Source organism: Gardnerella sp. KA00243, from assembly GCF_049244105.1.
Classification (GTDB): domain Bacteria; phylum Actinomycetota; class Actinomycetes; order Actinomycetales; family Bifidobacteriaceae; genus Bifidobacterium; species Bifidobacterium leopoldii.
In genome coordinates this window covers 1,408,017-1,422,425 of record NZ_CP058375.1, presented here as the reverse complement: position 1 = coordinate 1,422,425, position 14,409 = coordinate 1,408,017, and the positions used below count along the sequence as shown (strand labels likewise).

24 protein-coding genes and 1 tRNA gene are annotated in these 14,409 nt (G+C 47.6%); 1 reads left to right on the top strand and 24 read right to left on the bottom strand.

Features of this window, described 5'->3' with window-relative positions; all coding sequences use genetic code 11:
* Nucleotides 1–171 precede the first annotated feature (171 nt).
* Nucleotides 172–1,173: a hypothetical protein gene (locus HXT50_RS05595; protein WP_004105452.1), complete on the top strand. Its 1,002-nt coding sequence runs from the start codon at nt 172–174 to the stop codon at nt 1,171–1,173.
* A 269-nt stretch (nt 1,174–1,442) separates the two neighbouring features.
* On the opposite strand, the gene HXT50_RS05590 is transcribed toward HXT50_RS05595, so the two are convergent.
* The 24 genes from HXT50_RS05590 to rplP form a co-directional block, all read right to left on the bottom strand.
* Nucleotides 1,443–1,528 (bottom strand) — tRNA-Ser (locus tag HXT50_RS05590).
* Nucleotides 1,529–1,620: 92 nt separating this feature from the next.
* Nucleotides 1,621–2,526: a tRNA pseudouridine(38-40) synthase TruA gene (gene truA / locus HXT50_RS05585; protein ID WP_004105454.1), complete on the bottom strand. Its 906-nt coding sequence runs from the start codon at nt 2,524–2,526 to the stop codon at nt 1,621–1,623.
* A gap of 28 nt (nt 2,527–2,554) precedes the next feature.
* Complete coding sequence (locus HXT50_RS05580; RefSeq protein WP_004105456.1) at nt 2,555–3,793, bottom strand: Mbeg1-like protein; 1,239 nt, start codon at nt 3,791–3,793, stop codon at nt 2,555–2,557.
* A 129-nt stretch (nt 3,794–3,922) separates the two neighbouring features.
* The gene (gene rplQ, locus HXT50_RS05575) at nt 3,923–4,357 is read right to left on the bottom strand and encodes a 50S ribosomal protein L17 (RefSeq protein ID WP_004129014.1); all 435 of its coding nucleotides are present in this window, start codon (nt 4,355–4,357) and stop codon (nt 3,923–3,925) included.
* 77 nt (nt 4,358–4,434) lie between these two features.
* On the bottom strand, nt 4,435–5,430 hold the full coding sequence (locus tag HXT50_RS05570) for a DNA-directed RNA polymerase subunit alpha (RefSeq protein ID WP_004574084.1): 996 nt from the start codon (nt 5,428–5,430) through the stop codon (nt 4,435–4,437).
* A gap of 79 nt (nt 5,431–5,509) precedes the next feature.
* Nucleotides 5,510–5,908 carry a 30S ribosomal protein S11 gene (gene rpsK / locus HXT50_RS05565; protein WP_004105468.1) on the bottom strand — a complete coding sequence of 133 codons (399 nt, stop codon included), beginning with the start codon at nt 5,906–5,908 and terminating at the stop codon, nt 5,510–5,512.
* An 83-nt stretch (nt 5,909–5,991) separates the two neighbouring features.
* A complete protein-coding gene (gene rpsM, locus HXT50_RS05560; RefSeq protein WP_004105472.1) occupies nt 5,992–6,369 on the bottom strand; it encodes a 30S ribosomal protein S13 in 378 nt (125 codons plus the stop codon).
* Between the two features lie 144 nt (nt 6,370–6,513).
* A complete protein-coding gene (rpmJ, locus tag HXT50_RS05555; protein ID WP_003842636.1) occupies nt 6,514–6,627 on the bottom strand; it encodes a 50S ribosomal protein L36 in 114 nt (37 codons plus the stop codon).
* Between the two features lie 20 nt (nt 6,628–6,647).
* Complete coding sequence (infA, locus tag HXT50_RS05550; RefSeq protein ID WP_004105485.1) at nt 6,648–6,866, bottom strand: translation initiation factor IF-1; 219 nt, start codon at nt 6,864–6,866, stop codon at nt 6,648–6,650.
* A gap of 142 nt (nt 6,867–7,008) precedes the next feature.
* The gene (locus HXT50_RS05545; RefSeq protein ID WP_004574085.1) at nt 7,009–7,569 is read right to left on the bottom strand and encodes an adenylate kinase; all 561 of its coding nucleotides are present in this window, start codon (nt 7,567–7,569) and stop codon (nt 7,009–7,011) included.
* A gap of 28 nt (nt 7,570–7,597) precedes the next feature.
* Nucleotides 7,598–8,941 carry a preprotein translocase subunit SecY gene (secY, locus tag HXT50_RS05540; protein ID WP_004574086.1) on the bottom strand — a complete coding sequence of 448 codons (1,344 nt, stop codon included), beginning with the start codon at nt 8,939–8,941 and terminating at the stop codon, nt 7,598–7,600.
* 195 nt (nt 8,942–9,136) lie between these two features.
* Nucleotides 9,137–9,592, bottom strand: a complete 456-nt coding sequence (gene rplO / locus HXT50_RS05535) for a 50S ribosomal protein L15 (RefSeq protein ID WP_004105490.1) — start codon at nt 9,590–9,592, stop codon at nt 9,137–9,139.
* A gap of 2 nt (nt 9,593–9,594) precedes the next feature.
* Nucleotides 9,595–9,777, bottom strand: a complete 183-nt coding sequence (rpmD, locus tag HXT50_RS05530) for a 50S ribosomal protein L30 (RefSeq protein ID WP_004105491.1) — start codon at nt 9,775–9,777, stop codon at nt 9,595–9,597.
* Nucleotides 9,777–10,505 carry a 30S ribosomal protein S5 gene (gene rpsE / locus HXT50_RS05525; protein ID WP_410295115.1) on the bottom strand — a complete coding sequence of 243 codons (729 nt, stop codon included), beginning with the start codon at nt 10,503–10,505 and terminating at the stop codon, nt 9,777–9,779. Before rpsE ends, rpmD begins: the two co-directional genes overlap by 1 nt.
* On the bottom strand, nt 10,502–10,873 hold the full coding sequence (gene rplR / locus HXT50_RS05520) for a 50S ribosomal protein L18 (protein ID WP_004109670.1): 372 nt from the start codon (nt 10,871–10,873) through the stop codon (nt 10,502–10,504). Before rplR ends, rpsE begins: the two co-directional genes overlap by 4 nt.
* Nucleotide 10,874: 1 nt before the next feature.
* On the bottom strand, nt 10,875–11,414 hold the full coding sequence (gene rplF / locus HXT50_RS05515) for a 50S ribosomal protein L6 (RefSeq protein ID WP_004105494.1): 540 nt from the start codon (nt 11,412–11,414) through the stop codon (nt 10,875–10,877).
* Between the two features lie 16 nt (nt 11,415–11,430).
* The gene (gene rpsH, locus HXT50_RS05510; protein ID WP_004105495.1) at nt 11,431–11,829 is read right to left on the bottom strand and encodes a 30S ribosomal protein S8; all 399 of its coding nucleotides are present in this window, start codon (nt 11,827–11,829) and stop codon (nt 11,431–11,433) included.
* Nucleotides 11,830–11,915: 86 nt separating this feature from the next.
* Nucleotides 11,916–12,101 carry a type Z 30S ribosomal protein S14 gene (locus HXT50_RS05505; protein ID WP_003808046.1) on the bottom strand — a complete coding sequence of 62 codons (186 nt, stop codon included), beginning with the start codon at nt 12,099–12,101 and terminating at the stop codon, nt 11,916–11,918.
* Between the two features lies 1 nt (nt 12,102).
* On the bottom strand, nt 12,103–12,675 hold the full coding sequence (gene rplE / locus HXT50_RS05500) for a 50S ribosomal protein L5 (protein ID WP_004109679.1): 573 nt from the start codon (nt 12,673–12,675) through the stop codon (nt 12,103–12,105).
* The gene (gene rplX / locus HXT50_RS05495) at nt 12,672–13,007 is read right to left on the bottom strand and encodes a 50S ribosomal protein L24 (protein WP_004105501.1); all 336 of its coding nucleotides are present in this window, start codon (nt 13,005–13,007) and stop codon (nt 12,672–12,674) included. Before rplX ends, rplE begins: the two co-directional genes overlap by 4 nt.
* A 1-nt stretch (nt 13,008) precedes the next feature.
* The gene (gene rplN / locus HXT50_RS05490) at nt 13,009–13,377 is read right to left on the bottom strand and encodes a 50S ribosomal protein L14 (protein WP_004574089.1); all 369 of its coding nucleotides are present in this window, start codon (nt 13,375–13,377) and stop codon (nt 13,009–13,011) included.
* A gap of 91 nt (nt 13,378–13,468) precedes the next feature.
* Complete coding sequence (gene rpsQ, locus HXT50_RS05485; RefSeq protein ID WP_004114365.1) at nt 13,469–13,735, bottom strand: 30S ribosomal protein S17; 267 nt, start codon at nt 13,733–13,735, stop codon at nt 13,469–13,471.
* Nucleotides 13,736–13,737: 2 nt separating this feature from the next.
* Nucleotides 13,738–13,989 (bottom strand): 50S ribosomal protein L29, encoded by a 252-nt coding sequence (rpmC, locus tag HXT50_RS05480; RefSeq protein ID WP_004105502.1) that lies wholly within the window; start codon nt 13,987–13,989, stop codon nt 13,738–13,740.
* Complete coding sequence (gene rplP / locus HXT50_RS05475; RefSeq protein WP_004109684.1) at nt 13,989–14,408, bottom strand: 50S ribosomal protein L16; 420 nt, start codon at nt 14,406–14,408, stop codon at nt 13,989–13,991. The genes rpmC and rplP overlap by 1 nt, the downstream gene beginning before the upstream one ends.
* Nucleotide 14,409 lies beyond the last annotated feature (1 nt).

Below are 14,409 nucleotides of genomic sequence, written 5' to 3'. Positions count from 1 at the left end.
CGCGCACGTCCTCTCGTTATAACGCATTAATTTATGATTATTAATTGTAACTATTAGAGCACACTTATTTTTTTCTTCTAACAACAGTTAGCTTTAATTGTTACAGACTTAGAACAAATACCAAATTAATAAATCGATATTGGTCACAGTCAGTGGCTATTTTAGTAGATTATGCAGACACTTTATGTTTTGTTAAATGATATGCACAAACAAGTAAAACGCAGTATTGCCAGAGCACTCGTGCTTCTTATATGCGTTTTAATATCTCCACTTCTAACAGCTTGCGGAACATTGCAAAACATTCATGTCGAGCATACAGTTCACACAGCAGCTCCAGAAAATGCATGTGCTAAAGCATACAGGCTTGCGCAAAAAAGGCAGCGCGAAATCAAGAAGAACCAGAATAACACATCCCTTAAGGATTTTGAAACTGCAGCGAAATATTGGAAAACTGTCGCTCAGCAATGCCCAGGAAGATTAAGCGAAAGTATTGTATACAGCACGCAAGCTCAATGGGAAATGCTTTCAAAGAAAAATAGTGACGAAAATTCAAATAATGTAAGCAATAAAAGCGGAAACGAAAGCTCAGAAAATACAAAAACTACAACAGCGCAACAAATGGAGCATGATTCATACGCGAATCTTATAGAAGTAATAAATCATTACAAAAACTTCAAATGGACACATCAGCCCTTGGCTCAAGCTGCAGAAGCTGAAGACAAACTTGCTTTTATTTTACAGACACTAGCAGCGCGAAAAGAGCAAAATATTGCATTGGAATACAGCGATATGGCGTCGACAAATGCTCAAACTCTTATGCGAGCTGCAGGAGAAGGAACAGACTTGCGCAAAAAAGTTTACGATATTCCTCAAGAGACGTTAGAAAGCGGAAAAACACATGATTCAGTAAACGGAAAAGATCTGCCGATTACCGCTATAGCTTACATGGATTGCGCTAGAGAAGAACTAGCTGCTTTTAATCAAATAATAACGATTACGTCAAAAAATAATAATGCATCCGAGAATAACGTTACTGCAAAAAGCGATGATAACGATTCTGTAATGCGCGCCCAACAAACTCTTAAAAATGCAATTGTGCAATTAATCACATCTAGACTGTTAAGAGCTTATGAGCTTGGGTATCCTACTGATGCAAAACTTATTTTGAAGTAAAACTTAAACTTAGTGCTTTTAGCCTATACGGCATTCCCCTTTACACACAAAACAGGACTTGACTTCAAACGCGAGATAAGTTGCGCATGTTTGGAGCAATTTCCAAAACAAAACGCTCCAAACGCGAGAGAAAGTTCGCGCGGATTACGCGCTTGCTGCTGAGCTTGCGCGGAAATACACTAGTCTGCCCTGCTTGCGTCTTTATTGACGCAAGCTCGGCGAATTAAAAAAGCCTAAAGCAATTTACAGCTTTAGGCTTGGTTAATTCGCGGATGAAGCGAGATTCGAACTCGCGGAGGAGTTTACCCTCACACGCTTTCGAGGCGTGCTCCTTAGACCGCTCGGACATTCATCCACTTGCGATTTGTCGCACTGCAAGCGCGCACAAACGCAACTTTTCAATTGTAAACCATGCCGCGAATATAAAATCCATGGTGCGTTGAAACGTTATAACTCAGACGAATCACGGCGAGCGCGAATTTTTTCAGCGCGAGAAGCAAGCTCCTCATCAGGAGGATAAGCTACATATTCCAATGTCAATCCATGAGGATCAATTGGACCCGTCGAGCCTTCACGAAGAGGAACATTAATCTTTTCCTCAAACCAATCAACAGAACGTTTTCCGCAACCAATTTGCACACAAGCTTGCACAAGAGAACGCACCATATTGTGCGCAAAAGCATCAGCGACAATAGTAAATTCAAGCAAACTTTGTTCAATAGGAAGAACAAATCCAGTACTATTCTGCGCATCCTTTGACCCAACTCTGTGCCATCGAGCCTGCTTAACTTTGCGAATAGTAGTTCCGCCAGGATTCGGCTTAGCAAATGAGCCAAAATCATGCAAACCAACCATAAGACGCGCAGCCTGATTCATAGCATCAATATCAAGCTCTGAATCAAAACGCAAAACAAAGCCGCGCATACGAGGATCATATTTAGCTTTGCAATACCCATCAGCAATACGATACACATATGTGCGCTCTAGCGCAGAAAATCTAGCATCAAAGCCATAAGGCGCAACACTAACCTTGTGTATAACAATATCCTGCGCAAGAACGTGCCTCAGCCTATACTCCAACGCACTAACACCATCTAAACCAGTATGCCCTATGCAACGTTGCAATGTTTCATCTGAAATATCTAAATGACACACTTGATGAGATGCGTGAACGCCAGTATCCGTACGACCAGCAACAGTAAGACGCAACGATTCAGTAGGATCATTTTCCGGGACACGCAAAACCATATGCAATGCTGCTTCAATATCACCTTGAACAGTGCGCAAAGTAGGCTGCTTAGCCCAACCATAAAATCCGCCGCCGTCATAAGCCAAATCCAAGCGAAGTCGCATTTAAAAACCTTTCCAAACAGACTTTACACTAGCTTTTCTTATCCGAACCGCCCACAAGCGCAAAAGCGCTCATAACACTACGAATCAGCTCATGAGTCTTTGAATCCATATGCATCGCAACCTTCAATAATTTAGGAACAACTTCCGACCAATGCAAAGACATTTCATCAAAAGTTGGGTAACCCAAATTACTAAAAATCTTATAAACAGCGTCAATCCTGCGCTTGCGCTCTTCAAACGGCAAATTCATCATCCACTCGTTCGCTGCCTTAGAAACTGCCAGCGCGCGCGGCGTTACGCAATCGCAGTAATCAAAATCGCCATTCTTAACTTGCCAATACATGCCAAAATGTTGCATTAAGCCAATAGAATCGGCAGTCGTGACTTTATACGGCACCCCAGTATCCATAATCAGTCCAATAAAAGCAGACTGCGGAACTACTTTTTCAATACGACTTGAAACATTCGCAAAAACGCTTGTATCCACTACATCAGACGCAAAACCAGGGCCGTCCATAGAATAAATTTTTGATACAAGGTCACCTAGTTTTTGACTTGTAGCATCTAAGCGCATAGCCGCATAAGCAGCCATGTTCCCACCTTTTGAATGACCGACAACAATAATATTTGAATTATTATTTTGCAAGTCTACGGAAGATTTTGAAAAGCGGGCAAAAAGTTTGTTCGCAAAAAGTTTATTAAAGAAGTTTTTATTAGAATAACGTTTGCTATATCTTTGCGCTACAGAAGTCAAATATTCAGCAGCAGATTCTTGAGCTGGCACTGGGCAGCGGAAAGCCATGTTGAAATCTTCTTTCCACCCAACAAGCGTATTATCAGTGCCACGATACGCAACAACAAGAGTATGAGGATTATCAATCCCCTCGCAATTGCTAAGATCAAAAGTAACTCCAGCAAACTGCTGTTCTAATGATTCGTCAATATTTGATTCATCAAACCTCTCAAGATACTCCCCTACGCGAATTCCCCTATACCTAGGGCTGGAAGCGACAGCAAGAAGCAGCTTCCTACGGAATTTATCTACTTTAGGAGCCCCAGAAGCAAACATTGACGAATAGTCTTCTATTCTAAGCAATTCGTTAATAGATACAGTCGAAATATTCTTTGGATTATCGCAATATTTTGGCACGGAAGTTGGCATATTTATATAAGATAGCTCGCACAAAATCAGCGCATCCACGGCATTAAACTTGCGCTGAGCGAAGGTAGAGAAATCGTTGCGCAACAAATCAATAATATTCGGCATAACTTAATAATAATACAAATAAAAAACGAGCCGAGGAACTAACCTCGACTCGTCTTAGCAATTCTTTAAGAAGCGATTAAACGCTTGCTTTAAGATTCACTTTACCGATGCGTAAAGCTGGAATATAAACTACTCGGCAGCTTCTTCTTTAGCTGCAACCTTAGTAGCTGCTTCAGCTTCCTTCACAACAGCCTTCTTTGGGCTTACTGGCTCAGTCACGAGCTCAATAATTGCCTGAGGAGCGGTATCACCACGACGTGGAGCAATCTTCACGATGCGGGTGTAACCACCTTCACGCTGCTTCATCTGCTCAGCAATCTGAGTGAAAAGCACGTGAACCACGGACTTGTTGCGAATTACACGCAACACACGACGACGCGAATGTAAATCGCCACGCTTAGCGAATGAAATCAAACGCTCAGCAAGCGGACGAAGACGCTTTGCCTTTGGCAACGTCGTTACGATACGACCGTGCTGGAAGAGGCTGGTCGCCATATTGGCCAGCATCAGGCGCTCATGAGCCGGGCTAGAAGCCAGACGAGGGCCTTGTTTCGGTGTAGGCATTATTACTCCTTATTGTCGCATCGCTCAGGTGGGCATCAACCCGAACATCCGAACGTTACGACGCTTGCAGGCGGAACTTACTCGTCTTCAGGCGAGAAGAAAGTGCCACCTTCGAGATTATTGGCGTCGAAGCCAATCGGTGAAGCCTTCAAAGACAGACCCATTGCCTGCAACTTCTCTTTAACTTCATCGATGGATTTCATGCCGAAATTACGAATATCGAGCAAATCCTGCTCAGTGTGAACTACCAGTTCGCCGACTGTATGAATACCCTCACGCTTCAAGCAATTATAGCTACGCTGAGTAAAATTCATATCTTCAATCGGTATAGCCAACTGAGAATCAGCTTCATCATGAGTTGGCGCTGGACCAACTTCAACACCTTCAGCATCAACGTTAAGCTCACGGCAAAGGCCGAAAAGCTCAACTAAAGTCGAGCCTGCAGATGCAACTGCATCACGCGGTGTAATAGCTGGCTTGGTTTCCACATCCAGGATGAGCTTATCGAAGTCCGTGCGCTGTTCCACGCGGGTAGCTTCGACCTTATAGCTCACCTTCAAAACTGGTGAGTAGATCGAATCCACAGGAATGCGGCCGATTTCGCTGTTCTCCTGCTTGTTCATCTGAGCTGGCACGTAGCCGCGACCGCGTTCAACAGTAAACTCAATTTCAAGTTCACCATCTTCTGCGAGTGTAGCAATATGCAAGTCAGGGTTAGCAATAGTAACACCGGCTGGAGGAGTAATATCTCCAGCAGTGGCTTCACCTTTACCATTCTTGCGCAAATACATCACTACAGGCTCGTCGTACTCACTCGTGAGCACGATGCCCTTGATGTTCAGCAGAATTTCAGTGACATCTTCTTCAACACCTGGCAGAGTCGTAAACTCATGCAGAGCTCCAGAGATGCGAACCGAAGTAACGGCAGCACCTGGAATAGAGCTTAACAAGGTACGACGCAGCGAATTGCCGAGAGTGTAGCCAAAACCTGGTTCCAGCGGCTCAATAGTAAAGCGAGAACGCTGGGGATTCAGTGATTCCTCGGTAAGTGTCGGACGCTGTGCGATAAGCACTTTGGTATCCTTTCAGCTTCTGGTCGGTGGTGCACTCGCCGCCCATAAGCGGGTTGGATGGATGGATTCGTAAGAGTGCTCAGACGCGGCGACGCTTTGGTGGGCGTACGCCGTTATGCGCTTGCGGGGTAACGTCGGTAATAGAACCAACTTCGAGACCCGCGGACTGGAGGGAACGGATAGCGGTTTCACGACCGGAACCTGGACCCTTAACAAACACGTCGACCTTCTTGAGGCCATGCTCCATTGCCTTGCGTGCGGCAGACTCAGCAGCCATACCTGCAGCGTAAGGAGTCGACTTACGGGAACCCTTAAAGCCGACATCACCGCCGGAAGCCCAAGAAAGGACTGCACCGGATGGATCGGTAATGGAGATAATCGTGTTATTGAATGTTGATTTAATATGCGCCTGCCCAACCGGCACCGACTTGCGGTCCCGGCGACGCGGCTTGCGCGAGGCTTGCTTTGCAGCTGCCATTGACCCTCGTTTCCTAATGACGAATGAGTTGGTATGTCTAGACGATGGAAATATATCCGTGGCCTAGAGCCGACCACCGACTACTATCGGGTGGCCTTCTTCTTCCCGGCGACAGTACGCTTCGGACCCTTGCGAGTACGAGCATTAGTCTTGGTACGCTGACCACGCACAGGAAGACCCTTGCGATGACGCTGGCCTTGATAGCAGTTGATCTGAATCTTACGACGGATGTCAGCGTCGATCTCACGACGCAAATCGCCTTCAATCTTGTAATTGGCCTCAAGATAATCACGCAAGGTGATCAGCTGTTCATCCGTAAGATCCTTGACGCGAGTGTCCGGATTAACACCGGTCGCGGCAAGCGTTTCCTTAGCGCGAGTACGACCAACACCAAAAATGTAGGTGAGGGCAATCTCAATGCGCTTCTCATTGGGAATATCTACTCCGGCAAGACGTGCCATTGTAATTCCTTTACTGTTACGCAGGTCGTGCACCAAGTCTTCCGCATTAATATAAATTAAATGCGGCCTGGGCCTGCGCACCCAGGGTTCAGCTTCTGCTGTGACTTAGCGCCTTATTCTTTGTATTCCGCGATGGAAATCTGCTCAGCCCTGACGCTGCTTATGACGTGGGTTAATGCAGATCACCATGACGCGGCCGTGACGGCGGATCACGCGACAGTTTTCGCAGATCCTCTTCACGCTAGGGCTGACCTTCATGGTTTTCCTTTGCTTGTACCTTACTTATAACGGTACGTAATACGCCCACGATTCAGATCGTAAGGGCTCATCTCTAGCACTACACGATCTTGAGGAAGAATGCGAATATAATTTTTACGCATCTTACCAGAGATCGTAGCTAAAACAATGTGCTCATTCTCAAGCTGAACGCGAAACATCGCATTTGGTAGTGCTTCTACTACCGTGCCTTCGACTTCAATCACACCGTCTTTTGCCATGAGCCTCGTTCCGTTCCTTGGGCATACTACTTTGCGCATCCGAAGACACGCCAATCTTCTATAATACAGTAAATGCGTCCCATTCAACACTCGGCGTGTCGAATAGAACGCATCTTACTTTTTAAATTTAAAAACGCACTACTTAATTAAGTGATTCAACAATGCGATTATTGATTTCCTTAATATCTCCAACGCCATCTACTTCAACCAACTGACCGCGGCTATCATAAATATCAAGCAATGGAGCTGTTTCTTTCTCATACGTTTCCAAACGCTTAGCAATTACTTCTGGAGTATCGTCAGAACGGCCTTGCTCCACTGCACGCTTTTGCATGCGTTCGAGCAAAACATCGCGCTCAGCCTCGAGAGCCACAACGTGATCAAGAGGAGTGCCAAGCTCTTCCAACATACGATCTAAAGCTTGAACCTGAGAAGCGTTGCGAGGATAACCGTCGAGAATCCAACCACTCTTTGCATCATCTTGAGCAAGACGATCCTTAACAATGTTGTTAGTCAGCTCATCTGGAACCAACTCGCCCTTGTCAAGATATCCCTGAACCTGTTTTCCAAGCTCAGTATGATTCTTAAGGTTATAGCGGAAAATATCACCAGTAGAAATCGCTGGAATGCCATAATGTTCACTTAACAAAGCGGCCTGAGTGCCTTTTCCAACGCCCTGTGGACCCATAATTAGTAATCGCATATTCATCTCCTTGGCTCGCTAACTGTAGTTACTTAGATACTTGCTTTTGCTCATCATGCTTGAACAAGAAACCAGCATACTGGAATTGTTCAGTCTGAGCCTTTGCTTGACGCAACGTATCCAAACCAACGCCAGCAATAATCAAAATTGTTGTACCACCGAATGGCAATTTTGTATTCAAATGCAAAGCCATAATCAAAACGGTAGGAATCAATGCAACAAAGAGCAAATAAATAGCACCGACAGTATTCAACCTGTTCATAACATAGCTAAGATAATGACTTGTAGCACTACCAGCGCGAATACCTGGTATGAAGCCACCATACTCTTTCATGTTATCTGCAGTCTCATCAGGATTAAAAGTAATCTCTGTGTAGAAGAAGCAGAAGAACACAATCATTACTGTGTAAAACGCAATATACCAAGCAGAAGTGGAATTAGCCAAATTAGCTTCAATCCAATTCACCCAAGCCTTGCTCTTATCTCCAAACTGGGCAATAAGAGTAGGAACAGCAAGAATTGACGAAGCAAAGATTGGTGGGATAACACCACTCATATTCACCTTTAATGGCAAATAAGTCGAAGAGCCACCATACATTTTTCGGCCAATCATGCGGCGCGTATACTGCACAGGAATACGACGTTGAGCAAGCTCAACAAAGTCAACAAATATGAGGATAACAATCAAAACGCCACCAACAATAGCGAACTTATTCCAATCGCCATTAGAACCGTTGGTGCCCCAACCAATTTCCCAAAGCTTTGGCAAGAAGCCAGAGCAAATAGACATAAAGATTAAGACAGACATGCCTTGACCGATACCCTTATCGGTGATGAGTTCTGCCATCCACATAATAAGACCAGTACCGCCAGTCATGATCAAAACCATGACAATAAGGCTCCACATGCTTCCGTCTGGAATAATATTATTTCCGCACTGATAATTAAACAAAGCACCCGTACGTGCTGTTACCAAAATCGTAGTAGATTGCAAAATTGCCAATCCAATAGTTAGATAACGCGTGTACTGCGTAAGCTTTGTTTCTCCAGACTGACCTTCCTTATGAAGAGCTTCAAAGCGAGGAATAACCACGCGCAAAAGCTGAATCACAATGGAAGCAGTGATGTAAGGCATAACACCCAAAGCAAAAATAGAAAGCTGCAACAGCGAGCCACCTGAGAACAAGTTAACTAACCCAATAAAGTTCTCGCTCGATGAAGCTAATTTAACAGTGCAAGCATGCACAACTTTATAGTCCACACCCGGAATCGGAATAAATGAACCAATACGATAAATAATTATCATAGCGAAGACGAAGAGGATCTTGTTCCTCAACTCCTTCGTCCTGAAGGCCTGGATTAACGTTTTCACCTGGGTCTTCCTCCCTTTTTTCGCGCACTCCTAGGCGCAACAGTGCAAAAAACAAACTCTGAGGCAATAGTTTAACCCACGGTACCTACTGAAATAGGTTATTGGTGAGTTTTGGTGATAAAAATAGTCCCTCTAGACAATGCTAGAGGGACTATCACAGATTTATAACTGCATCAAGCTTTAAGTAGCCTTTAACTACTCTTCGCTGATGGAGCCGCCGGCAGCCTCAACCTTTGCCTTAGCAGAAGCAGAAGCTTTCATACCCTTAAGAGTCAAGGCAACAGTCAATTCACCATCACCAAGAACCTTTACAGGATAGCCATCACGTACAGCGCCCTTAGTAATAAGGTCAGCTACAGTAACCTCGCCACCCTTTGGGAAAAGTTCAGCAAGATCTGCAACGTTGACGACTTGGAATTCCTTCTTGAAAGGACTCTTGAAGCCACGCAACTTAGGCAAGCGCATGTACAGTGGGAGCTGGCCACCTTCGAAGCCAGGACGAACCTGATAACGCTTCTTTGTGCCCTTATCACCACGACCTGAGGTCTTACCCTTAGAGCCTTCACCACGACCTACACGGATGCGATCCTTCTTAGCTCCTGGAGCTGGACGCAACGTGTGCATATGCAGCATTGGTTCTTCGTTAGCCATAATCAGTCGACCTCCTCGACGCTCACCAAGTGGCGAACGGCCATAACCAAGCCACGATTGACGGGGGTGTCCTCGCGAACTACGCTGTGACCAATCTTATGAAGGCCGAGCGTATGAACATTCGCGCGCTGGCGCTCAGTTGTATGAACTAAACCATGCACCAGAGTGATCTTCAAATTTGACATCACTCACCATCCTTTGCTTCAGATGCCTTGGCGGCCTGAACTTCTTCGCGAGCCTTGCGAGCTTCGGCAATGCCGGCAGCACGCTCACGGAGCAAAGCATCAGGAGCGACTTCCTCAAGAGAAAGACCACGACGAGCAGAAATCTCTTCTGGCTCTTCGAGCTTCTTCAAAGCGTCCACAGTAGCACGCACTACGTTTACAGCAGTTGCAGAGCCCATGGACTTGGTGAGGATGTCCGTAATGCCGGCGCATTCCATAACAGCGCGCACAGCACCACCAGCAATTACACCAGTACCTGGAGCAGCTGGACGGAGCAACACAGTACCAGCAGCATCGTGACCGAGCACTGGATGAGTGACGGTACCACGAATGCGTGGAACAGTGAACATATGCTTCTTAGCGTCAAGCTGACCCTTAGCAATAGCAGCTGGAACTTCGCGAGACTTGCCGTAACCAACACCAACAGTGCCCTTACCGTCGCCAACAACAACAAGTGCTGCAAAGCTAAAGGTACGACCACCCTTGTGGGTCTTGGAAACACGGTTAATAGTAACCACGCGATCCAGAAGCTCTTCGCCACGGTTTTCTTCACGACGATTACGACGTTCGCCGCGCTTACCCTCGCCCTTGTTACGGCGAGAACGACGATCATCGTTACGCTCCTCAGCGGATGCCTGAGTGTTCTGAGTTTCTTCAGCCACTTGGGTTTCCTTTTCGTTGTCGCTCACAGTGCCAGACCTCCCTGACGGGCGCCTTCAGCCACTGCTGCGACGCGACCATGATATTTGTTACCGCCACGGTCGAAGACTACAGCGGTGATACCCGCTTCCTTCGCCTTAGCCGCTACTAATTCGCCAACCTTGGTTGCAGCTTCAGTCTTCGTGCCAGTGAAACCAGCGAAGTCAGCAGTCAAAGTGGAAGCGCTTACCAAAGTAATTCCCTTGGTATCATCCACAATCTGAGCAACCATATGACGGTTAGAACGGGAAACAACTAAACGAGGACGTTCAGATGTGCCGGCAATGTGCTTACGAAGACGGGCGTGACGACGCAAACGTGCGACTTTGGTACCCTTACCGAAAATCTTAACGCTCATATCACTTACCAGCCTTTCCAGCCTTGCGCAGGATACGTTCATCGGTGTACTTAATACCCTTACCCTTGTAAGGTTCTGGAGCACGAAGCTTACGAATGTTAGCAGCAACCTGACCAACAGTCTGCTTATCGGTGCCCTTTACGATTACCTGGTTAGGATTTGGCAACTCGAACTCAATACCTGCCGGTGGTTGAACGGTAATAGTGTGAGAATAACCGAGCGAGAACTCAATGCCCTTGCCCTTCATCACTGCACGATAACCGGTACCGACAATATCCAAAGTCTTGGTGTAGCCGTCATGCACACCCTTCACCATAGAAGCAACAATTGCGCGAGCCAAACCATGCTTTGCACGAGTTGGGCGCAAATCGTCAACTGGAGTCAGAACAATCTGATTGTCAGCGACTGCTGCGGTGATTCCCTCTGGAATTTCATAAGAATCAGAACCCTTAGCGCCTTTGACGCTGAAGGACTGACCTTCAATCTTTACTTCCACGCCTGCAGGAATGTCGACGGGGAGCTTACCAATATGCGATGCCATCTTCAGCTCTCCTTTCTCACCATACGTAGGCGACGATTTCGCCGCCAATGCCTCGATCGAGGCATTCCTTCTGAGTCAACAATCCCGAGCTGGTCGAGATAATAGCAATACCGAGGCCACCAAGAGGCATTGGCAAAGCATCAGACTTTGCGTAACGACGCAAGCCTGGCTTAGAAATGCGCTTGATGCCTTGGATAGAACGCTGGCCATTGGAGCCATACTTCAACGTAATTTCCAACGTCTGTCCAACCTTAGCTTCCTTAGCAGCGAAGTCCTTAATATAGCCTTCGTGCTTCAGAATCTCGGCGATATTCGCCTTGAATTTGGAGTACGGCATTTCCACGGTATCGTGCTTTGCCGCGCTCGCATTACGCAGACGTGTCAACATGTCTGCGATTGGATCTGTCATTGTCATGTGGGCTAACGCCCTTTCTCGCCGTGGTTTCCACCGCCTCTATATGAGAACTTTGTCTTCAAGCAGTGGACCTTCAGCGTCGATATTTACCAACTGGACTTCGTAACACCCGGCAACTCACCGCGATGAGCCTTCTCACGAAGGCAGATGCGGCACAGACCGAACTTGCGATACACGGAGTGAGGACGACCACAAACCTGGCAACGCGTATAAGCGCGTACCTTGAACTTCGGCTTGGCGGCCGCCTTGTTTTTCAGAGCGGTTTTTGCCATTTCAGTTCTCCTTGAATGGGAAACCGAGGTGCTTAAGCAAAGACTTGGCCTCCACATCGTCCTTGGTGGTAGTCACCACGGTGATGTCCATACCACGCTGATGATCAATCGAGTCAGGATCGATCTCATGGAACATAGACTGTTCCGTAAGACCAAAGTTGTAATTACCCTGACCGTCAAACTGGTTGCCATTGATACCACGGAAATCGCGGATACGAGGCAAAGCCAGAGTGAGCAAACGATCCAAGAATTCCCACATACGATCGCCACGAAGAGTTACGTAAGCACCGATAGCCTGACCTTCGCGCAAATGGAACTGAGCGACAGACTTCTTTGCCTTAGTTACCTTTGGCTTCTGGCCGGCAATCAAAGTGAGATCCTTAATCGCACCTTCGATGAGCTTAGAATCACGAGCTGCAGCGCCGACGCCCATAGAGACGACAACCTTCTGCACGCGAGCCACCTGCATAGGATTAGTGTGGCCGAATTCTTTCTCCAAGGCTGGTACGATTTCATCCTTGTATTGTTGCTTTAAGCGCGGAGTTGCCGGCAACTCAACTGTAGTATCGGTCATGCCAGCTCCTTTCCGGACTTCTTGGCGACACGCACGCGCACGGTCTTAACCTTGCCGTCACGAGCCTCTTGCTTAACAATCACGCCAACGCGTGTAGGCTGCTTGGTCTCTGGATCAATAACCATCACATTAGAGCGATGGATTGGAGCCTCAACCGAAACAATGCCCGCCTGCTGACCCTGCTGGGTGGCGCGAACGTGCTTCTTAACGACCTGAACGCCTTCTACGATCAAACGGTCATCGGCTAGTACACGAACTACTTTGCCTTCCTTACCGCGATCCTTGCCGCGAATGACCTTCACCTGGTCGCCGGACTTAATCTTGGCTACCATATCAGATCACCTCCGGAGCAAGGGACACAATCTTCATGAAGCGCTGATCGCGCAATTCACGACCGACTGGTCCGAAGATACGAGTGCCTTTTGGTTCACGACCGGAGCCGAGAATTACGGCGGCGTTCTCATCGAACTTAATATAGGAACCATCGACACGGCGATGTTCCTTGACAGTACGGACGACGACAGCCTTAACTACGTCGCCTTTCTTGACCGACCCGCCAGGGATCGCGTCCTTGACGGAGGCGACGATGATGTCGCCGATGCCGGCATAGCGTCGCTTCGATCCACCGAGCACGCGGATGGCAAGTAACTCCTTAGCACCCGTGTTGTCGGCGACATGAAGCCGCGTTTCCTGCTGAATCATTGATTCTCCTTAGCCGAGCTGGTTCTCCCCACTCACCTGTGTCTACCACAGTAGCAGACACAGGTGAAGCGCGGAGCCTTGCCGAACTTGTTTACTTGGCGCGCTCGATAATCGAGTCGAGACGCCAACGCTTGGTCTTGCTCAGTGGCCGAGTTTCCATAATACTCACGAGGTCGCCAATATGTGCCTCATTGTGTTCATCATGGGCTTTGACCTTGCGGGTGGAGCGAACGACTTTACCGTAAAGCGGGTGTGTCGAACGCTGCTCCAGCTCAACGGCGATTGTCTTGTCCATGGCCTCGGACACGACGTAGCCGCGACGAACCTTGCGGAAGTTGCGCTCTTGGTTCTCAGCCATGCTTACTTCTCCTTGACCTCAGTGGCGCCAGGCTCTTGGCTGATGCCGAGTTCACGCTCACGCAGGATAGTATACATCCTGGCAATGTCGTGCTTGACCGCCTTGAGGCGAGCGCTGTTTTCGAGTTGACCAGTTGCTGCCTGGAAGCGCAAGTTAAATAGCTCTTCCTTAGACTTCTTCAAGAAGCCTTCGATCTCAGCATTTGTCTTCTCGTTCAAATTCTTGATGGTGTAGTCTGCAGTTCCGACTGGCATCAGATGTCACCGCCTTCACGCGCAATAACACGGCATTTCATTGGGAGCTTATCGATAGCGCGGCGCAAGGCCTCGCGAGCGATGTCCTCAGAAACACCACCGATCTCGAACATTACGCGTCCTGGGTGGATGTTGGCAATCCAGAATTCTGGAGCACCCTTACCGGAACCCATTCGCGCACCAAGCGGGTGCTTGGTTAATGGACGATCTGGGAAGATCGTAATCCACACACGACCGCCACGCTTAATGTAGCGAGTCATTGCGATACGAGCTGCCTCGATCTGTCGGTTAGTGATGTAAGCCGGAGCCAGCGCCTGAATACCAAAATCGCCGAAAGCGATCTCGGTGCCACCCTTAGACATGCCGCTACGGGTAGGACGGTGCTGCTTACGATATTTAGTCCTCTTTGGGATAAGCATC